Annotated in this window: 20 protein-coding genes and 1 riboswitch; of the genes, 5 read left to right on the top strand and 15 right to left on the bottom strand. The window is 36.0% G+C overall.

What is annotated here, in order from left to right:
- The first annotated feature begins 163 nt into the window (after window positions 1-163).
- On the top strand, window positions 164-1,300 hold the full coding sequence (locus tag AM499_RS20675) for a polysaccharide deacetylase family protein (RefSeq protein ID WP_053591965.1): 1,137 nt from the start codon (window positions 164-166) through the stop codon (window positions 1,298-1,300).
- Window positions 1,301-1,432: 132 nt separating this feature from the next.
- Here AM499_RS20675 and AM499_RS20670 read toward each other — a convergent pair whose 3' ends face one another.
- Window positions 1,433-1,681 carry a DUF3006 domain-containing protein gene (locus tag AM499_RS20670; protein ID WP_053591964.1) on the bottom strand — a complete coding sequence of 83 codons (249 nt, stop codon included), beginning with the start codon at window positions 1,679-1,681 and terminating at the stop codon, window positions 1,433-1,435.
- Window positions 1,668-2,882, bottom strand: a complete 1,215-nt coding sequence (locus tag AM499_RS20665; RefSeq protein WP_053591963.1) for an MBL fold metallo-hydrolase — start codon at window positions 2,880-2,882, stop codon at window positions 1,668-1,670. The genes AM499_RS20670 and AM499_RS20665 overlap by 14 nt, the downstream gene beginning before the upstream one ends.
- Window positions 2,883-2,983: 101 nt before the next feature.
- Window positions 2,984-3,028: riboswitch (PreQ1 riboswitch) on the top strand.
- Window positions 3,029-3,035: 7 nt separating this feature from the next.
- On the opposite strand from AM499_RS20665, the gene AM499_RS20660 reads away from it, so the two are divergent.
- Entirely contained in the window at window positions 3,036-3,518 is a 483-nt protein-coding gene (locus AM499_RS20660) for a QueT transporter family protein (RefSeq protein WP_053591962.1), read from the top strand.
- Window positions 3,519-3,738: 220 nt separating this feature from the next.
- Here the strand turns inward: AM499_RS20660 and AM499_RS20655 are convergent, their stop codons facing one another.
- From AM499_RS20655 to AM499_RS20615, 9 genes are all read right to left on the bottom strand, one after another.
- The gene (locus tag AM499_RS20655; protein WP_053591961.1) at window positions 3,739-4,638 is read right to left on the bottom strand and encodes a glycine betaine ABC transporter substrate-binding protein; all 900 of its coding nucleotides are present in this window, start codon (window positions 4,636-4,638) and stop codon (window positions 3,739-3,741) included.
- Window positions 4,639-4,644: 6 nt separating this feature from the next.
- A complete protein-coding gene (locus AM499_RS20650) occupies window positions 4,645-5,289 on the bottom strand; it encodes an ABC transporter permease (RefSeq protein WP_053591960.1) in 645 nt (214 codons plus the stop codon).
- Window positions 5,290-6,252: an ABC transporter ATP-binding protein gene (locus tag AM499_RS20645; protein WP_053591959.1), complete on the bottom strand. Its 963-nt coding sequence runs from the start codon at window positions 6,250-6,252 to the stop codon at window positions 5,290-5,292. It abuts the gene before it with no gap.
- 116 nt (window positions 6,253-6,368) lie between these two features.
- Entirely contained in the window at window positions 6,369-7,388 is a 1,020-nt protein-coding gene (locus tag AM499_RS20640) for an LLM class flavin-dependent oxidoreductase (protein WP_053591958.1), read from the bottom strand.
- Between the two features lie 119 nt (window positions 7,389-7,507).
- Complete coding sequence (locus tag AM499_RS20635) at window positions 7,508-9,244, bottom strand: methyl-accepting chemotaxis protein (protein WP_053591957.1); 1,737 nt, start codon at window positions 9,242-9,244, stop codon at window positions 7,508-7,510.
- A gap of 214 nt (window positions 9,245-9,458) precedes the next feature.
- Window positions 9,459-10,439 carry a ring-cleaving dioxygenase gene (locus AM499_RS20630; protein ID WP_053591956.1) on the bottom strand — a complete coding sequence of 327 codons (981 nt, stop codon included), beginning with the start codon at window positions 10,437-10,439 and terminating at the stop codon, window positions 9,459-9,461.
- Between the two features lie 505 nt (window positions 10,440-10,944).
- Window positions 10,945-11,754, bottom strand: coding sequence for an alpha/beta hydrolase (locus AM499_RS20625; protein ID WP_053591955.1), 810 nt, complete (start codon window positions 11,752-11,754; stop codon window positions 10,945-10,947).
- A gap of 172 nt (window positions 11,755-11,926) precedes the next feature.
- Window positions 11,927-12,910 carry an ornithine cyclodeaminase family protein gene (locus AM499_RS20620; protein WP_053591954.1) on the bottom strand — a complete coding sequence of 328 codons (984 nt, stop codon included), beginning with the start codon at window positions 12,908-12,910 and terminating at the stop codon, window positions 11,927-11,929.
- 71 nt (window positions 12,911-12,981) lie between these two features.
- A complete protein-coding gene (locus tag AM499_RS20615; protein ID WP_053591953.1) occupies window positions 12,982-14,325 on the bottom strand; it encodes an MFS transporter in 1,344 nt (447 codons plus the stop codon).
- A gap of 170 nt (window positions 14,326-14,495) precedes the next feature.
- Between AM499_RS20615 and AM499_RS20610 the strand changes: the two genes are divergently transcribed.
- Window positions 14,496-15,005: a helix-turn-helix domain-containing protein gene (locus AM499_RS20610; protein ID WP_053591952.1), complete on the top strand. Its 510-nt coding sequence runs from the start codon at window positions 14,496-14,498 to the stop codon at window positions 15,003-15,005.
- Between the two features lie 401 nt (window positions 15,006-15,406).
- Here the strand turns inward: AM499_RS20610 and AM499_RS20605 are convergent, their stop codons facing one another.
- From AM499_RS20605 to AM499_RS20595, 3 genes are read right to left on the bottom strand one after another with little or no spacing between them, the layout of a single operon-like run.
- Complete coding sequence (locus AM499_RS20605; protein WP_231687505.1) at window positions 15,407-15,856, bottom strand: GNAT family N-acetyltransferase; 450 nt, start codon at window positions 15,854-15,856, stop codon at window positions 15,407-15,409.
- 55 nt (window positions 15,857-15,911) lie between these two features.
- Window positions 15,912-17,501, bottom strand: a complete 1,590-nt coding sequence (locus tag AM499_RS20600; RefSeq protein ID WP_053591950.1) for a long-chain-fatty-acid--CoA ligase — start codon at window positions 17,499-17,501, stop codon at window positions 15,912-15,914.
- 33 nt (window positions 17,502-17,534) lie between these two features.
- Window positions 17,535-18,743, bottom strand: a complete 1,209-nt coding sequence (locus AM499_RS20595) for a CaiB/BaiF CoA transferase family protein (protein WP_053591949.1) — start codon at window positions 18,741-18,743, stop codon at window positions 17,535-17,537.
- 187 nt (window positions 18,744-18,930) lie between these two features.
- Between AM499_RS20595 and AM499_RS20590 the strand changes: the two genes are divergently transcribed.
- Window positions 18,931-20,385 (top strand): phospholipase D family protein, encoded by a 1,455-nt coding sequence (locus AM499_RS20590; RefSeq protein ID WP_053591948.1) that lies wholly within the window; start codon window positions 18,931-18,933, stop codon window positions 20,383-20,385.
- 28 nt (window positions 20,386-20,413) lie between these two features.
- Here the strand turns inward: AM499_RS20590 and AM499_RS20585 are convergent, their stop codons facing one another.
- Window positions 20,414-21,562 carry an MFS transporter gene (locus AM499_RS20585; RefSeq protein ID WP_053591947.1) on the bottom strand — a complete coding sequence of 383 codons (1,149 nt, stop codon included), beginning with the start codon at window positions 21,560-21,562 and terminating at the stop codon, window positions 20,414-20,416.
- 89 nt (window positions 21,563-21,651) lie between these two features.
- On the opposite strand from AM499_RS20585, the gene yeiL reads away from it, so the two are divergent.
- A complete protein-coding gene (yeiL, locus tag AM499_RS20580) occupies window positions 21,652-22,323 on the top strand; it encodes a transcriptional regulator YeiL (protein WP_053591946.1) in 672 nt (223 codons plus the stop codon).
- Window positions 22,324-22,357 lie beyond the last annotated feature (34 nt).

The following is a 22,357-nucleotide window of genomic DNA, read 5'->3' as shown; positions in this document are numbered from 1 at the left end:
AAGTATCGCCTTTCCAAAAATAGGCTTTGCATGAGACGTTGCGCTCTCTGGCAATTTATATCGATTTGCCATTACACTCACCCCCTTAGTAAACATCTTAATATAAGCATACCACGATTACAAAATACATATATTTTTTAGATGACAAAAAATATATGAACAGGTGGTTATAATCATAAAAAAAATTACTATTCTATGTGCAGCTCTTTTCATCTCTATTATTTTTAGCACAACCACTGGACAAGCAGCAGTAGAAACACATTATGTTGGCTTTAATGATCAATTATTAGGTTTTAGTGATGTAAAAGTTATCAATGAAGACACGAAAGTTCCACTGGAAGAAATAGCAGCTAATTTAGATATTCCTTATGAAACAGAAAAAGGAAATACTTTTATACGAAAACAAGACTTAGAGATTATTTATAACGAAACCTCGAACATAACTACTAAAAATGGAACAGCCCTTAGTTCGGTTCCATTTGTGCGAATAGATGGAAAGCTGTTCATTAGTGTTAAATTTATTGCTAAAGAAATAGGATATAAAATTGAAAACTTTCCAAAACAGAAAACACAGCGAATCTATAGAGATGACTGGATTCGTATGTCTCATGCAGAATATGAAATTTATTTAAACCAACAGCTAAAATCTAAACAAACACAAGCAAAACCAGGAAAAGCAACTATTTACTTAACATTTGATGATGGACCAAATAAATTCACAGCAGTAAACAATGCCACTTTAAAAAAATATAAAGTGCCAGGTACTTTCTTCTTTTTAGGAAACAATATGAAAAAGAACTCCTCTATTATCAAATCTGTCGTAAAAGAAGGCCATTATATCGGAACACATAGTATGACACATGATAAAAGCAAGGTTTACAAGTCCGCAAATTCTTTTATTAACGAAATGAACGAAGGAACCAAGCTAATAAAAGAAATGACCGGGTTGGATTCAAAACTCGTTCGAACCCCATACGGCAGCAAGCCCCATATAACGACAGCCATGAAAAATGAATTAATTAAAAATGACTACAAACTATGGGATTGGGACGTAGATTCACAGGACTGGGAATACACGGACAAACAAGCAGACCAAATCGTGAAAAACGTAAAAGTGGGAGTAGAAAAAGCCTTTAAATCAGGTGATAAAGACATCATCATCCTACTACACGACAGAAGCCAAACAACAAAAGCCCTACCCCAAATTATCGAGTGGCTTCAAAAAGAAGGCTATACACTAAAAACTTACGAACCCAAACAGCACATCGTCCAAAACTTCCTATACGACACATCCCTCTAACCAATTATTACAACAGTATTACTGGTGCCAGGCACCACAACAAACACGAAAAACACGAAAAACGTGATTAACATGAATGTTTGTAGATTCATGTTAATCACGTTTGTTTTAATAATTATGAAAACTTCATTATTATTTATTACCGTTTTTTAATCGTTCTAATAAGCTTTGAATTTTGTCACTTTGGTCCATTGTTTCCTTTTCATGAGATTCAATTTTATACGTATCACCCAAGACTGTTATAGAAACAATATCTCCTTCCTCTAAATGCACCTTTATCTGATCGCGTGCTACTAGTAGGCTTTCTGTTTCATTTGGATGCTTTAAAAATACCGCATATTCCCCATCGAAACGATCTAATGTGTACTTATTTGACCTCACTTATGACCTCTCCCTTCTCGTTTATCAAGCTAGCTGCATCTCCGTCGTTTCTCCAAATTTGTCTCTTTGTCCATTGAAGGTATCCATGACCTTCCTTAGCACTTGGACCACTTGTGATATAGATGGTTTTGCCAGCATCAAGATTCATGTTTGAAAACTTATATACTTGATTACCCTCGATGGAGATGAGTTCCCAGTCCTTTAAATTTACGGCTTCATCTCCGGTATTTTTTATACCCACTATCTCTCCTTGCAAATCCTTGCTCGAAATCAAGATGGACGGGGTGGATACCGTTTTTTTCGCTTCCACTTCATCTGGACTGTCTTGAGTGGAAACAGAATAATCCACTCCGTTAGTCGTTACTACAATATTTCCTACTTCCGCTGTGGAATAGGCTTGAGATTTCACTTTCTTAATATGGTTTACTACTTCTTGCTTTGGATGACCGTAAGAATTATCTTTTCCATAGCTTAAGATAGTGACCTCTGGTTTAACTGCTCGAATAAATGCTTCTGAGGTGCTTGTGTCGGAGCCATGATGACCCGCTTTCAAAAAGGTAGATTGCAGATCGTATTGTTGCATCATACTTTTTTCTACCCCTTTATCCGCATCACCAGTTAAGAGAAATGATATTTCTCCATATTGCACTTTTAACACGATTGAAGCTTCATTATTATCATCCGATTCTTCTCCTACATTTAAAACAGTAACATCCATATTGGAATCTAATGAAATCTTATCTCCCTTATTTGGCACGACAAACGGGATTTTCTTATCACCTATAAGCTGAAGCATATTTTCATATGTCTGTGATGTATGTACTTTCCCTGAATCTATAAAATGTTTAATTGAAATGGAATTTAACACAGCAAGAAGACCACCTATATGATCAGCATCCGGATGAGTTGCGACGACATAATCTAACTTCTTCACTCCCTGAGTGCGTAAATAATTCACCACTTCTTTACCTGAGTCTCTCTTGCCACCATCTATTAACATAGTTTTTCCATCCGGTGATTGTATAAAAATGGAGTCACCTTGTCCTACGTCTATAAAATGAACTCTCAATTCATTCCCAGGATTTATTTGTGGAGCAGACGTTTCCACCTTTGTATCAGTTTTTTCTGATTGCATCTCTGTCGTGCAGCCGAAAATGAGAAAAATCATGCATGCACTAAGTAATGTGAAAAAATGTTTCATATAAACCTTCCTTTTTTAATACTGTTTCCTATTTTAACATAGAATTTCTATAATCCTTGACATATGCCAAACCCTGTCATAGAATTAGCAATTGTGATTTATCAAACGTGGTTCGTGAACCTCCCACTTAAAAAAACTAAGGAGAAATGAATAATGAAAACTAAAACACTTGCTACAAGCGGTATTATTGCTGCTTTATATGTAGCGGTATCTTTTTTGGTGGCACCATTTGCATTTGGAGCAGTACAGTTTCGTATAAGCGAAATGTTTAACCATCTTATCGTGTTCAATAAAAAATATATTTTTGGAATTGTACTCGGAGTATTTGTGACTAATCTGTTTTCCCCACTCGGTTTATATGATTTAACTTTTGGGGTAGCTCATTCGATCATCACTTTATCCATCACTATTTTTGCTTCCAAGTATATTAAGGGTCATATTCCTCGCATGATATTCAATACATTACTCTTTACTGTCACAATGTTTATCATTGCAATTGAATTAAACCTAGCATTGGGATTACCTTTCTTTTATACATGGCTTACTGTTGCAGCTGGTGAATTTGTCGTATTAGCAGTTGGTATTCCAGTAATAGCTGCTTTAAATAAACGCTTGAACTTTAAATCACTTTTGTAGGAAATATTTAGAGGGTGACTCAAAATAGGTCGTTAAAAACGACTTTTTGAAGTCACCCTCTTTCCTTTTGGGGTTTGTTCACTGATATGATTTAGTTGCCCTTATATAATGATTGGTTGCTCTATTATCACAATTGGTTGCTTTCATCTAATGAATAGTTGCTCTCATACTCTATTTTGTTGCTCTTAACTAATTTTTGGTAAATAAATTGAGAAAATTACTACTTATCAATTAACCCCTTCTCCACTAAGAAATCATGTGCGACATCTTCCGCCTTATCTCCATCGATATCCACCCGTGCATTCATTTTTAGCATATCTTCTTCAGATATTTTCCCTGCCAAATCATTTAGAACTTTTTCAAGCTCTGGAAACTTCTCTAATGCTTCCAAACGAACAACCGGCACTGCATCGTACTTAGGGAAAAAGCCTAGGTCATCTTTAGTTGTTTGTAACTCAAAGCGTTCAATTCGACCATCTGTTGTAAATGCAGGAATAATATCCACGTCTCCATTTTTCACTGCCTCATACATGACGTTTGGGTCTAAACTTTCGGTTCTTGTGAAAGTAAATGGGTACGAATTAATAAAGTCATCATAGCCGTCTCCCTCACGCTCATAAAATGCATGAGGTGCACCAAATACCATATTTCCAGTTCTTGAAACTTCCACAAGATCCGAATACGTTTTTGCATCATAATCTTTATCCTTGGCATACGCGAGTGTGTACGTATTCTCAAAACCAAGTGGACTTAACCAAGTTGCTTGAAACTTTTCTTCATATCCTTTTTTCACTCGCTCTAAAACACTTTCAGAGCTTTCTCCGACTTCCGACTCTTCCTTTAGCACATCCTTCAATCCTGTACCTGTATACTCCACATACAAATCAATATCGCCCTTTTCCAAGGCAGGAGTCATAATTGCTACCTCACCAAGACCTTCTTTATACTCAACCTTATAGTCTGTCTTCGATTCAATATACTGTCCTAATATTTGAGGCAGAATAAATTGTTCCGTCCAAGGCTTTCCACTTATTACGAGTGCTTCCTCTGAGTTGGAGCTGGAGCAAGCCCCTAATAATAAAGATGCTGCAATCCCAATCGTTAATAATGATCTTTTCATTCCCGTTCATCCTCCTGTTTTCATACCTTTTGGTGTAGCTTTTCTCTCAATCCATTTCAAAGCAAAGTCAAACAAAATAGCCAATAAAGCAACAGGTAAGGCACCAGCTAGCACAAGAGAATTATTATATGACTGCAATCCCCGATATATGACATCTCCCAAGCCACCTGCTCCTACAAATGTTGCTAAAGTCGCTATTCCGACAGTAAAAACAGTTGCTGTTCGAATACCCGCCATAATAAACGGTAAGGCCAAAGGAAATTCAATTTGCCATAGGAGCTGGTTTTTAGTCATTCCCATCCCTTTACCTGCTTCTAATATCGAGCCATCAATACTTGTAACGCCTGTATATGTATTACGTAAAATCGGTAAAAGTGCGTAAATTATTAAAGCAATTAATGCTGTTTTAGCCCCAATCCCAATAAGAGGAACTAGAAATCCAAATAAAGCTAGACTAGGAATCGTTTGAAACACAGCAGTAATTCCAATTATCGGTTCGGCAAACTTGCGATACCTTGCAACGAAAATGCCTAATGGCAGGGCAATCGCAATGCCAATAGCAAGTGCAATAAAAGATAAGTAAATATGCTGAATAAAAGCTTCTTGGATTAAGTCTGATCTACTTTGAATGGTTTCTATAAAGCTTCGCATCTAAACCACCTCTTCCTTTGCAATAATTGCACGAAGAAGGACGGATTGATTTACATATCCTAGCGGTTCATTTCCCTTTTTAACTAACAAGCTCTTCACTGCATCATTATCTAGTAAAGCAATTGCTTCCTCTAACAATAAAGTGGCATCTACCTCTAAATATGGTGTTTCCTTATCTTCTTCAAAGAACGTCGTAAACTCTTGTATTTCACGCAATGAAAGGGACTTTCTTCTATTTATTCGCTCAATTCCTATGAAATCTTTTACAAAATTATTAATCGGTTTTTCTATTAACTCGGTTGGGGAGGCTATTTGCTCTATCTGTCCTTTCCTCATTACAATGATCGTATCTGCAATCTTTAAAGCCTCATCCATATCATGCGTGACAAAAACAATTGTCTTCTGAATCTTCTCTTGCAGATACTTTGTTTCTATTTGTAATTGCTCTCGACTAATTGGATCTAGAGCACTAAAAGGTTCATCCATTAAAACAATTTCCGGGTTTCCAGCTAAAGCCCTTACGACTCCAATACGCTGCTGTTGTCCTCCACTTAGCTCTAAAGGATACTTACCTAAAAACTGTTCCGGATCAAGCCCTACCATTTTCATAAGTGCATGAATTCGTTCGGTAGTTTTCTCTTTTGTCCACCCTATTAAATTTGGAACAAGTGATGCATTTTTTTCAATCGTCATATGTGGAAACAAACCTATACGTTGAATTACATAACCAATAGTTCTTCTGAGCTTTACCTCATCAAGCGAAGAAACTGCTTTACCATCTATAAATATTTCTCCTGAAGACGGCACTACTAAACGATTAATCATTTTCATTAAAGTTGTTTTCCCACAGCCACTCGGTCCTATAATTACAGTTAATTTCCCTTCTTCTATTGTTAAGGAAACATTATGTAAAGCCTCCGTACCGTCTTCAAATACTTTGGACACCTTCTCAAATCGAATCAACCATCTTTCCTCCTTCATACACTATATTTAACTGTTACTATATATACCCTAAAAAGTTGGATTAAAGCCTCTCTTAAAAATAAAAAACCAGATTCTACATTAGAATCTGGTATACATTATAAAGATTTCATACCCGTTACCTCGGCAACTATCTCATATGAACGCAGGCGAGCTTTTGGATCATATATCGTTGTATTGATAATCATTTCGTCGGCATCCGTTTCATCTAGAAATGCTTGAAGTTTTTCTTTTACTTCGTCTGGATTTCCGATAATTGTAGATTTCAACTGACTCAAAATACTTTCTTTCTCAAAAGTTGTCCAAATCCCTTCCATCGTTTCTACTGGAGGTTGTAATTGACTTGGCGTATTTCGAATAAGACTTAAAAACTGTAATTGATGAGATGTAGAAAGAATTTTTGCCTCTTCTGTAGTATTAGCTGCTATAACATTTAGCCCTACCATCGCATATGGTTTATCTAATACAGAGGATGGCTCAAAATAGTTGCGATACCTCTCTAAAGCAGGCAACGTATTTTGAGGTGAAAAATGACTTGCAAATGAAAATGGCAAACCTAATTGGGCAGCTAAAGTAGCACTAAAACCGCTAGAACCAAGCAACCAAATCGGAATGTCTTGCCCTTCCCCTGGTATCGCTCTCACTTTATTGAATCTCGAATCAACATCCAAATACCCTTGCAGTTCTTCTAGTTGCTGAGGAAAATCTTGCCCATTATTTCTAGGATCTCTGCGTAATGCCATCATTGTCACTTGATCTGTACCAGGAGCTCGACCTAATCCTAAATCAATTCTCCCTGGATACATTGCCTCGAGTGTGCCAAACTGTTCTGCTATAACAAGGGGGGCATGGTTAGGAAGCATGATTCCACCAGAACCTACTCGGATTCTTTCTGTCGCCCCCGCTACATATCCAATGACAACCGAAGTAGCTGAACTTGCGATGCCAGGCATACTATGATGCTCCGCTAACCAAAATCGATTATACCCCCATTTTTCTGCATATTGTGCTAAGTTTTTTGTATGTTGAAATGCTTCGCCTGGATTGCCACCTTGTGTAATTGGCGCTAAATCCAATACAGAGAATTTAATCTGATCTAATGATTTTTTTTCGCTCAATTTATCTCACTTCTTTCTAGCATTAAAAAATGCTAATTAAAAGATAGCGTACATTTTCAAAAATACAAAATAATTGAACTGAAAAAGGTAGCAGCTCGCAAGCTACTACCTTTCATATTTTATTTTGCCAGTTTGAATTCAGAAACAATATCTTGAAGCTGCTCAGACATTTCTGCCAGAGACCTAGAAGCAGCAGTCATTTCAACCATAGAAGCGTATTGTTCTTCCGCTGCAGCAGCTACATTTTGTGTATAACTAGTAGACTGTTCTGTTACTTCTTTCGTTTTATTCACTTCGTTTACAAGAACTTCCGTATTACTATTTATTTCTTGAATTTCCTCGGAAATAATAGAAAGCTTATTATTAATGAGATTTACATCCTCTGCTATTTTTTCAAACGTTTTTCCAGCGTTCGAAACATAGCTCATCCCACTTTCTATCACTACTTTTCCTTCGTTAGCAGTTTGGACAGTATGCTTCGTATTTAACTGAATTTCACCGATTAAAGAAGATATATTTTTAGCTGCGTTCCCGGATTCTTCCGCTAGTTTTCTTACTTCATCCGCTACAACTGCAAACCCCTTACCATGTTCTCCTGCTCTAGCCGCTTCTATAGCTGCATTTAAAGCTAGTAAATTTGTTTGCTCTGCGATACCAGTTATTACATTAATAATCTCGCCGATTTCTTGTGATTTATTTTCTAAAAGCACCATAGATTCGGTCGTTACCGAACTTTGATTATTAATTTGCATCATTTGTTCTACTGTTTGCCTTATAACCTCATTACCTGCTAATGAATCTTTAGACGTTGCGATGGATAGTTCGTTTAATTCCTTAATATTTTTCGCTATTTCTGTAATACTTGTAGAGATATACGAAGCAGAGTTTTTAGCTTCCTCTATTCCAACTAATTGACTTTCCTGACCAGAAGAAATTTGTTGAATAGATTCTGTGATTTCCTCCGAAGCTCTACTTGTCTGTTCACTGCTAGCAGTAAGCTGTTCGGATGTTGCAGCTACTTGCTGTGCCGAATTGGAAACAGACGCAATCACTTCTTTCAAATTGGTTGCCATTGTATTTATTCCAATAGCTAAATGACCAAGTTCATCTCTATTTTTTATCTTTATACTTTCAGTAGATAAGTCTTGCTCGGCAATTTGTGTAACACTTTGAGCGATTCTTTGTATAGGTATACCAAGATGTCTAGAAAATAAATAGATTACAACAATACCAATCAATGCACTAATTGCCAGTGTTATTAGGATAGTGAAAATAATATTATTCGTACCTTCATTAAACGCTTTCATATAAGTCCCTGCACTGATTACCCATCCCCAATTAGGATCCAGCGCATTATACGTAATTTTAGGAGCTATCGTTCCTGGTTGATTTGGTAAATCCCATTTATATTGAGTGAAACCACCACCAGATTGTGCAACTTCGATCATTTCCTGAACAAAATAATTTCCGTCTACATCTTGTTTATCCCAAACATTTTCTCCCTCTAATGAAGGATGAGCGATTTCTAATCCATCTGTTCCATAAACGACAAAATATCCATTCATACCTAAATCTACTTTAGATGTTATTGTTCGAGTACCATCACTTTGTAAATCTCCGAGTAAATATTGTTTTGCCTGTTCCTGCGCCTCTTCTAATGTCAAATCTCCATTTTCCACCGAAGTATTTAATGACTCGATAACTAAAAGAGCCATCTCCACACTATTTTTAAGGGTTTTTTCTCCCAGTTCATCTAAGTTGTTTTTAGCTGAATAATAACCACTTAGTCCAATTATTAAACTCGGAATAAGTAATAAACTAATAGCAATAATAAAAAGCTTAGAACGAATATTCATTCTTTCCCCCCCTAAGTAATAGACAGCTAACAAAAAATCGTAGTTTCCTTATTAACCCCTCTAATTGAAAATAAGGATTTTCTCTATGTATTTTTAACTACTTATTTATTATATCGTCATTTTTCCTAAATATTTAGTATGTTATGAATTTAGTATTAATTACTTATTAAACGATAAAAAGCCTACTTCGCAAATAGAAGTAGGCGCGATAATATTAATATTCTTTTTCAAATTCCTTTGTACTTCTTACAGTATCGAAATGGCGTACCATACTTTCAATCTCTTCCCGTTTTGGTTCTAAAAATGGAGGCAATGATAATTTTTCTCCAAGTGTTTCGTAAGGCTCGTCTCCCATGAATCCTGGACCATCTGTAGCGAACTCGAACAATAGGCCTGGCGCTACTCTTGCGTATAAAGATTGGAAGAAAAAGCGGTCTACAAAACCAGACGTTTGAAAACCGAAGTTTGCCATACGTTGAATCCACTCTTCCAATACTTCACGGTCTTCCACACGGAATGCTGCATGGTGAACTGTCCCAAAACCTTGACGACCTGGCGGAAGAACAATGTTTTTCTCAACGATTACTTGTGCACCATTACCACCTTCTCCGACCTCGAATAAGTGGAATGAGCCCTCTTGTGCAATCTCTTTAAATAATAAAACCTTTTCCATCACTTCTTTTAAATAATCGAACTCAGCAATCCTAATGTGAATTGGCCCTAAACCAGTAATAGCATACTCTAAAGGAATTGGCCCTTTCTGCCATGGAGTACCTGTTGCAACTCCTTCATTATTTTCATCTGAGATTAATTGATATTGTTGGTCATCAAAATCTACGAAAGAAAGCACTTTTGTTCCAAATTGTTCTTCAATTCCAGTATGCTTTACTTCCAAACGATCAAAACGCTTAACCCAATAGTCTAATGCAGCATCACTTGGCACTCTGAAAGCTGTTTTATAAATTTCATTTGTGCCATGAGTACCTTTTGGAATATTTGGGAAGTCAAAGAAGGTCATATCTGTACCTGCTCCCCCAACATCATCCGCAAAAAATAAGTGATATGTTTGGATATCATCTTGGTTTACCGTTTTCTTTACTAAACGCATTCCTAATACATAAGTGAAAAATTCATAATTTTTTTCCGCACTACTTGTAATTGCTGTTACGTGATGCATGCCTTTTAAATGATTCATATATTTTCCCTCCAAATTTATCTTTAATTTAAATATCTCTAATTCAAAGTAATTTTATCACGAAGTTGGTGCATTGTCAATTAAACAAAAACATCTATTTTTTAGTATTGCCTTTATAACTTCAATAATACTAAATACCTTTATTAGCAAAATAAAAACACACTTAACAAATAAGTGTGTTCAGGTCGTATATAGACTATCTCGATTTTTTTATATAGATTTGAACAGGTTTTCCGAAGCTTATCACTCGCTTTCCGCGGGCGAGCGCCGAGCCTCCTCCTCAGCTCTCGCTTCGTGCGGGGTCGCGTCTGTCTCGCTTTCCCGCAGGAGTCGATCGAACGCTTCTCCAAATCAATAAAATGCTACCTTATTATTTTCTATACACGCAGGAAGAATAATCTTGAGGTAATAGAGAAATAATGACTAAAAATCAACATAACATGAGACTAATTAGCCAACTGCTTTTTTTATTCCATCTGAACACACTTAAAATTAAGTGTGTTGCTTATAATGCTATTTTCTCAGTAGTATCCAAATACTTTTCTAGCCACTCAAAGGATTTATTAAATAACTCTTCTTCCAATGCATAACTTGAAAAGGTATGATCTGCATGCTCCACAAAATACTTATCCACTTCTTTTTTACATCCTCTTTGACGCAGCGCATCAAAATAGCTATATGTATGTTCTGTAGGAACGTCTTCATCCTCTTTTGCATGAATGATGAGAGCTTCATCTTTATAAGAGCAAATCGCTTCTAATGGGTGATGATTTTTCAGATCCTCTAAAAATAAATGACTGACGTAGAATCCATTATAATCCACTTTTCCATTCACTCTCGCTAATTCAACTGTCTCTGCACCCATAATTTTTGAAATATCTTCGTAAGGTTTACCTACTGGTGACCATAAAATTAGTTTTCTAATACGTCTATCCTGAGCAGCCGTAATGGAAGCTACAGCACCGCCTAGACTATGTCCAATCAAAGTAATATTCTCGGCATCCACTTCTTTAATCAATGATAAATAGTTTAGTACAATCTGTACTTCCTTTAATTGTTTTGTAACCATTACATTAGAATAATCACCGTCGCTCTCACCACATCCACTAAAATCGAAACGGAATACACTAAACCCTCTTTTAGTAAAAAAACGAGCAGCCTTCACAAACATTCGATGCTCTCCTACTTTACTACCTAAAAATCCATGTAAAATAACAATGAGAGGAACTTTCTGTTCATCAGAGTTTGAAGGAAGATGGAGTACTCCGGAGAGACATAATTCATTTGAAAGGATTGATACTGTTTGTTGTTTCATATTTAACTTCCTTTCATAATTTAATTTATTTCTGTTTCACTAGTATGTTAACAGATATAATAATGGAAATGACTTCTTTAGTCAATTAAATAAAGTGGTTTAGTAGGAATTAATAAGATACAAAAAGAGGCTTCCATTATTGGATGCCTCAGATGTTATTACGTATTCATTTTTACACATCTATTTCTGTTCCTATTTGTTGTTTTTTCGCTTTATTATATACACCTTTTGCTACTGCCAAATCAAAATAAGCTGCTCCTACCGATTTAAAAAATGTAATTTCCTTCTCGTTTTCGCGACCAATTATTTGACCGTTTACAAGCTTTCCTAGTTCGCCATGAACATCGTCAAATGACCATTTCCCAATTTTTTCTGCATGCATTAATTCTCCTGCTTCATCTTTAACACCCTCTAGGTCATCTACTACAATTTTTGACGCTCTAGTAATTGTGGTGATGTCTACTTCCAACATATGTGGCAAATAAGAGCCCACTCCATTTATATGAGTTCCTTTTTTTAAATCTTCTCCTTTAAAAACAGGTTCATTAGAGCGAGTTGCACAGCAGATTATATCTGCTTGTTGAACGGCAACTGACACATCTTCAAATACTTCATAAGGCACCTCTACACCAAATGACTTTAGTTTTTCACCAAACATTTCAGCTTTTGAAGTAGTGCGATTCACTAGTAAAATACGATCAATTTTACGAACAGCAAGAACAGCTAATACTTGCTCAAAGGCCATTGCTCCTGTTCCTATCACCGTAACCACTTTCGCATCTTTTCTCGCTAAATAATCTGTTGCTATTCCACTTAAAGCACCAGTACGAAGTCGCGTTAAATACGATGCATTCAGCATTGCTATATGCTCTCCATTTTGTGCGTCTGATAGTAATACAACCCCTTGAGTAGTCGGTTTACTTTTTTGAGGATTTTTTGGAAAAATTGTCACGACTTTAACTGCAGACACTTCTCCTACTAGATCAGCACTTGGCATATATAACGCAGAAGCTTCGTGTTGCGGAAATTCTATTACTGTTCGATGCGGATTTGCAATTTTCTCTGCTTCTTTCGCTATTAAAACGTCTTTCACATCTTTTATTGCCTCAGTCATTCCATATGTACGCATAATCTGTTCTTCATTTACTACTAACATTTTTGCAACCCCCATTTAAATAAAAAACTCGTCTTCCCTAGTAATGGCAAAGACGAGTTATTCTAATAACTTTATACTTGACTCAATTCTTTTGCTTTTCTACTATTTGTAGGCTTTTTTAAACCAGCATCATTATTTACATCATCTAAATGTTGTTGACTTCGATCCTTAACAGCCCAAATTGCAACTAAAGATACAAGTGCTGTAAAGATTATATAGCATGCTACTGGAATATAGGAGTTGTTAAATTCAAGCATTAAGCTTGTAGCAACTAGTGGAGCAGTTCCTCCAGCTACTGCTGCACCTATTTGATAACCAAGAGTGATACCAGTGTAACGAACTTTCGCATCAAAAATTTCTGAGAACATAGTCCCTAGAACCGCAGTAATAGGTGCCCAAATAATTCCTAATGCAATAACTGTAGCAATTACTAATAACACCACTGATTTTTGCTGTAACATCCAGAAGTAAGGGAAGGCAAATAACGCCATACCAACCGTTCCAGTAATATACACTTTTTTACGTCCAATTCTATCTGATAAGCTACCCATAATCGGAATAAGAATAGTTGTTACGATCGTACCAATCATCACAGCATTTAAAGTAGTAGTTCTTGAGAAACCTAAATTTGTTGTTGCATATGAAACAACAAAAGTACCAAAAATATAGAATGGAGCTGTTTCTACTACTTTCGCTCCAATTGCAATTAATACTTCACGCCAATGATACTTAAAGGTATCAACGATTGGAAGCTTAGGAATATCTCCTGATTCCTGCACCTTTTTAAAAGAAGGAGTTTCGTCAATACCTTTACGAATCCATAAACCAAAGATAACCAATAATGCACTGAATATAAATGGAATACGCCAACCCCATGTCATAAACGATCCTTCAGGTAATAATGTCATAAGAGATAAAGCGATTGTTCCTAGAACCATCCCGATTGTCACACCCATTTGAGGGATAGCGCCATATAATCCTCGTTTTTCTTTCGGGGCATACTCGACTGCTAATAGAAGAGCTCCACCCCATTCTCCCCCAATACCTAACCCTTGAACTAAACGAAGAGTGATTAGAAGAATCGGAGCCCATACTCCAATTGCTTGATATGTTGGTAGTAATCCCATTCCAAAGGTAGCTACTCCCATTAAACTTAACGTGATAACTAATGTCTTTTTACGTCCTATTCTATCACCAATATGCGCAAAGATTACCCCACCAAATGGTCGGATAAAAAAAGCCAAAGCAAATGATGCATACGCTAGTAGTAAACCAACTGTTGGGTCTTCTGTAACAAAAAATAATTGATTGAACACTAAAGCTGCTACTGTCCCATATAAGAAATAATCAAACCATTCTATTGAGCTACCTACTAAACTTGCAATCCATACCTTCCGCATTTGTTTTGAATCCATATTACTTCCCCCTTTTAAAAATTGAAGTGCCACTTTAATTCTCCCTTTTTTTATTGTAGATTGTTGAAAATTTTCTGTCAATAGATTTTTAATCTATTAACATTGAGAGTTCTTTCAAAAGTAATGTATGATGATAGAAATAACGTGATAATTTAAAAGGAGAATTATGTATGTCTTCTAATATAGGTATGGTTTTAAAAAATCTTAGAAAAGAACGTAAACTGACTTTAAAAGAGTTAGCAGAACAAACGGGGGTATCCATAAGTTTCCTTTCACAAGTAGAACGTGGTAAATCGAGTGTCACTTTAGAATCTTTAAAAAAAATAGCAGATGCATTAAAGGTAAACCCAACTGTATTTTTTCCTGAGAACGATAAAGAAAAGGATTTAAAGGAAATACGAGAACAATTCTATTACAAGGATTTATCCTGTGGCATACGAGAAGCTGCCTACTCTCCCATTTTAGTTATACTACAGCCTGGAGAAAATGAAGGAAATGCATTTTCACATGGTGGACATGAGTTTATTTTTGTTATTAAAGGAACATTAACTGTGGTAGTAGATGACCATAAAGAGGAGATACACGAGCACCAGTCAATTATGTTCGATGCGAATAAAATGCATTATTGGTATAACCTAACAGATCAACCGATAAAATTTTTAGTAGTCTCCTCGAAATGAACACAATAAACGCTTGGAACAAATCCAAGCGTTTATTGTGTAGACAAATTCAAGGTTGCATAGAGTTGTACGTTTAATTCTGCAAGGACCACCACGAAGACTCCTGTGGGAACAGCTTGAGCAGAAGACCCGCAGTTAAGGGGAAGGCAATCTAAGTTCGCCGCATCCTGCGGCAACGATTGCATGACCAACATCGTGTTGGCCTAGGAGGCTGAAGCCAAGCCCACGGAAAGCGAAGTGGTGGTCCTTGTCTATAAACAATTCCTTATAGAAATCTACTATCTTTACTTTTAATTGGATAAAGCAACTTCTTTTAGAATATTTTTTTTATTAATAACCGTTTATAAAAGTACTTTTGTCGTCAAGCTGAACGCTTGGAACAAATCCAAGCGTTTTATATCCTAAACTAATTGCAAACAGTATTCTACTTCACCTTCAATTATTTCGCCCGTTTCCTTAAATCCAAAACGCTCATATAGCTTTCGTGCTAATTCATTATCAGGCTCAGTTGATAAATAAATTGCATCACAGTCTTCTATCCTTTTCATTTCATCTATTATCAATCCAATTGCTCGCTTGCCATATCCTTTTTCTTGATATCTCCTATCAATCATTAATCGACATATTTCATATTTTGAAAGATCTTCTGAAAAACCATACATTGTAAACCCTATTAATTTGTCATCCACTTGAATCCCTTTAATAGTCCATCCTGTCTCAAATACGGATTGAACAATTGAAAGAGCATTAGAAGCAACAAACTTCTCTGTAATGGTTGCATGTCCATTTTCATTTGTAGTTAAAAAAACTGTTTTCAACCAATTTTCCTTTGTTATATCTATTAAATTCATACTTATGATTTCCCCCGGTATTACTTTCTTTTTCTATATTTCTTACAACTTACTTTTAATTAACTTTTTTCGGTCCATTCCAATACATTTCTCTTAGTCGGAATTTTTGAAGTTTACCTGTGGCCGTTTTTGGTAAAGCCTCTACAATGTCAACCGCCTTCGGTGCTTTAAAATGTGCCATAGTTGAGCGACAGTAATCAATAATCTCTTGTTCTGTCACATGGCGATCAGGATGGAGAACAATTATGGCCTTTGGTACTTCTCCCCATTTTTCATCGGGCACGGCTATCACGGCTACTTCTAAAATATCTGGATGTTTATAAAGAACCCCTTCAATTTCTGTTGAAGAAATATTTTCCCCACCTGAAATAATCATATCTTTAATACGGTCTTGAATCTCAATATATCCATCTGGATAGGTTACGGCTAAATCACCTGTATAGAACCATCCATCTTTTATAGCTTCGGCCGTTTTTTCAGGATCTTTATAATACCCTTCCATCACAACATTACCTCGAGTGATGATTTCCCCTAATTCCTTTCCATTCCATGCCACTTCTTTTCCATCTTCTTGACTTACTACTTTTGTTTCCCCATTAAACGCAAGCTCAATACCTTGTCTTGCTTTAATCGTCGATTGCTCTTCTGCAGATTTGTCATCAAATTCTTTTTTCCACTCACAATATAAGATGAAAGGAGATGTCTCGGTTAACCCGTATACATGCATCATGTTCAAACCTAAAATGGCTTGTGCTTTTGCAATAAGAGCTGCTGCAGGTGGAGCACCAGCGGTTGCCATACGTGGGTTAGTTGTAATCTTGACCTCTTTTGCCTTTGGTTCGTTAACTAGCATGTTCACTACTGTAGGTGCCCCACACAATAAAGTGATTTTATGCTCTTCAAATAAATCTAATATGAGAGGAGGATCTACTTTTCTTAAACAGATATGAGTAGCACCAGTAGCTGTTATTGCCCAAACTCCTCCCCATCCATTAGCATGGAACATTGGCAATGTGTGCAAATATACATCATCATGATGAACGCTTAAGTGGTACATAAAATTAGCTGCATTCAAATAATTACCCCGATGAGTTAGCATAACACCTTTCGGTTTTGAGGTTGTACCACTTGTATAATTTACGGTTAGCAATTGATTTTCATCAATTGATGGTAATGAAATCTCTTCTAGATCCTGTTGAATAAAGTCCTCAAAATCAATTCCATTTAACGAATGGGATTGCCCTTCTACAGATACAATGACAACTTGATCTAAAGACAAGTTACTTTCAATTTTCTCAATTGGCCCAGTAAACTCTTCATCTACGATAAGCATCTTGGAATCACTGTGTTGTATGATATATTCCAAATCCTCTGCATTCAATCGATAATTTAGGGGTACCATTACGGCTCCAAGCTGACAAATACCATAAAAGCATTCCAACATGTAGTGTGTATTTGGAAGCATAACTGCTACATGGTCTCCTTCGCTTATTCCTGCTTGGCGCAAAGCGTTGGAAAGCTTGTCTACACGTTGCCCAAACTCTTTATATGTAAACTTTTTCTCCCCATCTATTACTGCTATCTTTTCCGGATAGTATTTTACTGCTCTGCGTTTCCAGTCTAACGGTGTTAATGGTGAAAACATATGATCCGCTCCTTTTCTATTTATCTATTTTATTTATAATGGAATAACCTTATTCTTATTTGTCCCAAAAACTCCTTTTTGAGTGAACAATTGAATAGTCTCTAATTGGAAACCAATTTCCTCCATAATCTCCATAGAATGTTCTCCCGTTTGTACTCCAGAAAAACGGTATTCAGGTAAGTTATTAGAGAATTTTATAGGGAAAGCAATTTGATTTTGCGAGCCTCCTTTTTGATTTGGAACGGAGATAACCATTTCTCTTGCATTAATCTGCGGATGGTTCACTGCTTCTGAAAAGCTCAATACAGGTTCAACACAGCCATCGAATTTATCTCCAAGAATATTTAGCCATTCATCAAAGGTCTTTTGTTTAAATGTTTGTACTAATAACTCTTTGAAAGTCTGCTGGTCCTTTTGCCTCTTACTACCACTTAATGTTAATAAACTTTTATCACCGATTAGTTCACAAAGCATTTCCTGAAATTTCGGTTCTAAGCTCCCAACTGAAATGTATCGATGATCACTAGTCTCATAATAATCATAAAAAGTACCGCCATTTAATAGTAAAGACTCTTCTGTTGGCTCTTCATTCCCCACCAAATATCCTGGTCCATACATAGCATTTAAAGAAAAAGAAACATCTGTCAGACTAATATCGATATGCTGTCCCACTCCAGTTTTATCTCGATTGTATACCGCTGCTAATATACCAATAACAGCAGGCATTGATCCTCCAGCTATATCAGCAACTTGTATGCCAGACGGAACAGGAACCTGTTTTTTCCTAAAAGAATAACTTGGGATGCCAGCTATTGATAAATAGTTAATATCATGGCCAGCTTTATGCTGTAAAGGGCCTGTTTGTCCATAACCTGTAATCGAGCAAAAAATAATTTTCGAATTAATCTCTTTTAATCTGTCATAACCAATTCCAAGTTTATCCATAACTCCTGGCCTAAACTGTTCAATAACAATATCGTAATCTTGAATTAGTTTATATATTATTTCCTTTGATTCCTCTAATTTTAGATTCAGAGCCAATGAGCGCTTGGAACGATTCAGATGAGCGAAAGTAGCTGATACATCTCCATCCTTAGGATTAATATGTTTTAGAAAGTCCTCTCGATCTGGTGATTCTATTTTTATAATATCTGCACCCATGTCTGCCAGCATCATTGTTGCAAAAGGACCCGGTAGTAATGTAGAGAAATCTAAAATCTTTAAACCTTTTAATATCGACATCCCTATCTCTCCTTATCTATATACTACTTTATCTAACTATTCAAATAATTCTATATAATTTAATTTTAAAGAATTCCACGATTGCTTTCAATATAATTAATCTATTTCTAACGGTTAATTCGGTTTGCGTTTACACTTTAGCGGGAATATCTCTATTGCAGATAATATGAACTAGGGGGAACTACAGATGGCTAGAAAGCCGAGCAAGCCATGGAGTAAGAGAAAGAGAATTATTATGGGCTCAATTGGTGTTATTGCACTTATTTATATAGCCTTGATTTTATGGCATACATATAAACCTCTTCCGGAAGGAGTTTCATTCGCCGGAAAGATGCATAAAACAGATACTGTGGAATTTATCACCGATTTGACGTATGCTCAGGACCAAAAAGGAACCGAGATGGTACATGAGAATCATATATTCGAGGAAGTTTATACGATGATCGAGGAAGCGGAAAAATTTGTAGTGGTAGACTTTTTTCTATTTGATGGATACTATGACGACGATATAAACTTCCCTCGCATTGCAGATACACTTTCTATTTCTCTAGCAAAGAAAAAGAAAGAGAACCCTGACATGCCTATAGTTTTTATCACAGATCCTCTAAACCAAGGCTATGGATCCTATGAAAACAAATGGTTTAAAAAAATGAGAGATGCAGGAGTCGAAATCGTATACACTGATTTAGATTCTTTAAGAGATTCTACTCCAGTATACTCCGGTATATATCGATTATTTTTTCAATGGTTTGATATTGGTGGAAAAGGTTGGATTCCAAATGGAATGGCCAGTGAAGCACCCAAAATGACAATTGGTTCTTATATGAAATTACTTAATGTAAAAGCTAACCATCGCAAAACAGTTGTAACAGATAAAGAAGCCATGATCACGTCCTCCAATCCACATGATGCAAGTGGATTTCATGGGAATATTGCTTTAAAAGTAACCGGTCCTATTTTAAATGACATATTAGAGGCAGAGGAAGCTGTTTCTTTATTTTCAGGAGGCCCTAAGCTTCCAAGAGTAGATGTGGAAAAAACAGATGGACAATATGAAGTACAATATTTAACAGAGAAAAAGATATTGGATGCACTACTGAAAGATTTGTCCGCAACAAAGGAAGGAGATAAAATTTGGCTTGGAATGTTTTTTATTGCTAAGCGAGACATTGTAAACGCCTTAATAGAAGCTGCAAATCGAGGCGTAGAAGTAAAGCTCATTCTAGACCCAAATAAAAATTCCTTTGGGCAAGAAAAATCCGGACTTCCAAATCGTCCGGTTGCACAAGAAATGATCGAGGATACAGAAGGAAAAATTGACATTCGTTGGTATAATACAGTTATTGGACAATACCATACAAAAGCTATTTGGATTCAATCAGACGAGTATACTATCATTTCGAATGGTTCCGCAAACTATACAGAAAGGACATTAGATAACTATAATCTTGAAAATAATCTACGTGTTATCGCACCAAATGATAGTGATTTAGTAATCGAAATGGAAGATTATTTTGAAAGACTCTGGAATAATAAAGACGCCATGTACACTGTCGATCAAGATAAATATGAAAACAACTTCACATGGTGGCAACGTTGGATTTACTCTATTCAATTTTTCTTTAAAGTAACAACCTATTGAAAATAACCCCCAAAACTTGGGGGTTATTTTAGTATGCATATCTTTTTTTTGTTAGGATAATGATTGCGATTGCTGGAATCGTACAAATAATCATTCCAAGGAAAGCCAATCCAGAAGATATTTCATATAAATATCCTCCTATTAAAGTTAATACGGCAGTGCCCCAGCTTAATGCAAAAGCTGAGTACACACCTTGCGCATTTGGAAGCTGTTGCTTTGGTAAGTTTTTTGTTAGATAACTGATAAATGCAAAGTGGGCTACGCCAAAGGACAATGCGTGTAAGCTCTGAGAAAAAATAAAAACCCAAACATTTGGAAACAAAAATACAAGTACCCAACGTAAAGTAGATCCAATTGCAGCTAATAACAACAAGGATGAAGGCTTCCAATTTTTAAATAATTCCGCCTTAGAAAAATAAATTATCTCAAAAATAACTGCTATATTAATAATCATTCCAATGTAAAAGCTATTTACACCTAACTCCTGCAAATATATATAGCCATAATTATAATAGGATGCATGTGCACCTTGTAATAGAATTACGATCAGAAGCACCACAGGAAAACTTTTAACTTTCCACAGACCACGTAGTGAAAGATTCTCCTTCCTATCTGTTTTTGTTGGCTTTACTAAAAGTTCTGGTGGGGATGGGAGAAAACGTATCAATAGCAGTAAACACAGCCCCACCATCATGCTCCATAAAATAGCCCCCTCACCTAAATAGCCTGTGAGCATACTAATGATAAGAACTGAAATTATAAAGCCAAGTGATCCATAGGAACGACTCTTGCCATAATTTACTCCACTTTGCTGGACTAATGAGCTTGCGGTGCTTTCAATAGCAGGAAGTAAGGTCGGGTAAACCGCATTAAATAAAATTGTTACCACAAAAAGCATACCAAACGAGGTAACAGGAATATAAAGTACAGTTACTATTAATGAGATTATCGTTAGCATAAACACAACAGCTTGGCTGCTCATATATTTTGAAGCTATTGGAAAAACAAACATTGTAGAAACTCCACGCGCAACTAATCCAAAGCCCATAATTAAACTCGCATTTGTTACACTTAATCCTTTATCTTCAACTAGCCAACCTGTCCAATATGGTAGAAACACACCCCAAGTGATAAAAAACACAAAAAAGTTCTGTGAAAGCCATCGTTGTTTATTCATTTTATTCCCTCCGTAATAATTGCATCATACCACTTAAACACTTACAATAATGTGAGATATCTCATACTTTTTCACTCTGGGAGGAAAAAATGAAATTTTTAGATGAGCCTATGCGTAGCTATTACATTGAAAAATATCCAATACAGTCCTTATTTTCTTTTCCAATTATCTCTTATATTCAAGTTTGTCAGTTTGAACGTGGTGAATTTATTTTAAAGGAAGATTCCAATCCGGAGTACATATACTATCTCGTAGAAGGAAAGGCAAAGCTCTATGTGACACATTCAAATGGAAAAGTGTCCCTTATCAATTTTTTAGAGGCTCCTATTTTTATAGGAGAAGTGGAATTATTAAATTCTGAGAGGTATTCAAAAGGAATACAAACCGCTACTCAAACAACCTGTTTTGCTATCCCTATTCATTTATGTAAAGACAACCTTTTAAAAGATGCCACTTTCCTTCGATATTTGTGCATCTTTATCAGTCAAAAGATGACTACAATTTCAACAAAATATACACAAAGTCAAGCATTCCCACTAGAAAATCGTCTTGCAGAATTTATCCTTTTATCTGCAGATCATGATTTTTATAAAGAGAAACACACAGAGGTATGCGAATACTTGGGTGTTTCTTACCGTCATTTACTACATGTTCTAGCTCAATTTTGTAAATCAAATATTATTGAAAAAAAATCACGTGGCTATATTATTCGAGATAGAGATCGATTACAAGAACTAGCAAAGGAAGTCAAAATAAATTAACACACATAAAAATTTCAAAGCCACCTGATAATCC

Origin of the sequence: Bacillus sp. FJAT-22090 (assembly GCF_001278755.1) — a bacterium.
Classification (GTDB): Bacteria; Bacillota; Bacilli; order Bacillales_A; family Planococcaceae; genus Psychrobacillus.
Note: the sequence above shows the minus strand (reverse complement) of the source record. Positions and strands in the feature narration are given on the sequence as shown.

Excerpts from the sequence above, each read along its gene's own strand:
- AM499_RS20665 (WP_053591963.1), bottom strand. The coding sequence starts at position 2,882 with ATGAAACATTTTTTCACATTACTTAGTGCATGCATGATTTTTCTCATT.
- AM499_RS20660 (WP_053591962.1), top strand. The coding sequence starts at position 3,036 with ATGAAAACTAAAACACTTGCTACAAGCGGTATTATTGCTGCTTTATAT.
- AM499_RS20655 (WP_053591961.1), bottom strand. The coding sequence starts at position 4,638 with ATGAAAAGATCATTATTAACGATTGGGATTGCAGCATCTTTATTATTA.
- AM499_RS20650 (WP_053591960.1), bottom strand. The coding sequence starts at position 5,289 with ATGCGAAGCTTTATAGAAACCATTCAAAGTAGATCAGACTTAATCCAA.
- AM499_RS20635 (WP_053591957.1), bottom strand. The coding sequence starts at position 9,244 with ATGAATATTCGTTCTAAGCTTTTTATTATTGCTATTAGTTTATTACTT.
- AM499_RS20630 (WP_053591956.1), bottom strand. The coding sequence starts at position 10,439 with ATGAATCATTTAAAAGGCATGCATCACGTAACAGCAATTACAAGTAGT.
- AM499_RS20625 (WP_053591955.1), bottom strand. The coding sequence starts at position 11,754 with ATGAAACAACAAACAGTATCAATCCTTTCAAATGAATTATGTCTCTCC.
- AM499_RS20620 (WP_053591954.1), bottom strand. The coding sequence starts at position 12,910 with ATGTTAGTAGTAAATGAAGAACAGATTATGCGTACATATGGAATGACT.
- AM499_RS20615 (WP_053591953.1), bottom strand. The coding sequence starts at position 14,325 with ATGGATTCAAAACAAATGCGGAAGGTATGGATTGCAAGTTTAGTAGGT.
- AM499_RS20610 (WP_053591952.1), top strand. The coding sequence starts at position 14,496 with ATGTCTTCTAATATAGGTATGGTTTTAAAAAATCTTAGAAAAGAACGT.
- AM499_RS20605 (WP_231687505.1), bottom strand. The coding sequence starts at position 15,856 with ATGAATTTAATAGATATAACAAAGGAAAATTGGTTGAAAACAGTTTTT.
- AM499_RS20600 (WP_053591950.1), bottom strand. The coding sequence starts at position 17,501 with ATGTTTTCACCATTAACACCGTTAGACTGGAAACGCAGAGCAGTAAAA.
- AM499_RS20595 (WP_053591949.1), bottom strand. The coding sequence starts at position 18,743 with ATGTCGATATTAAAAGGTTTAAAGATTTTAGATTTCTCTACATTACTA.
- AM499_RS20590 (WP_053591948.1), top strand. The coding sequence starts at position 18,931 with ATGGCTAGAAAGCCGAGCAAGCCATGGAGTAAGAGAAAGAGAATTATT.
- AM499_RS20585 (WP_053591947.1), bottom strand. The coding sequence starts at position 21,562 with ATGAATAAACAACGATGGCTTTCACAGAACTTTTTTGTGTTTTTTATC.
- yeiL (WP_053591946.1), top strand. The coding sequence starts at position 21,652 with ATGAAATTTTTAGATGAGCCTATGCGTAGCTATTACATTGAAAAATAT.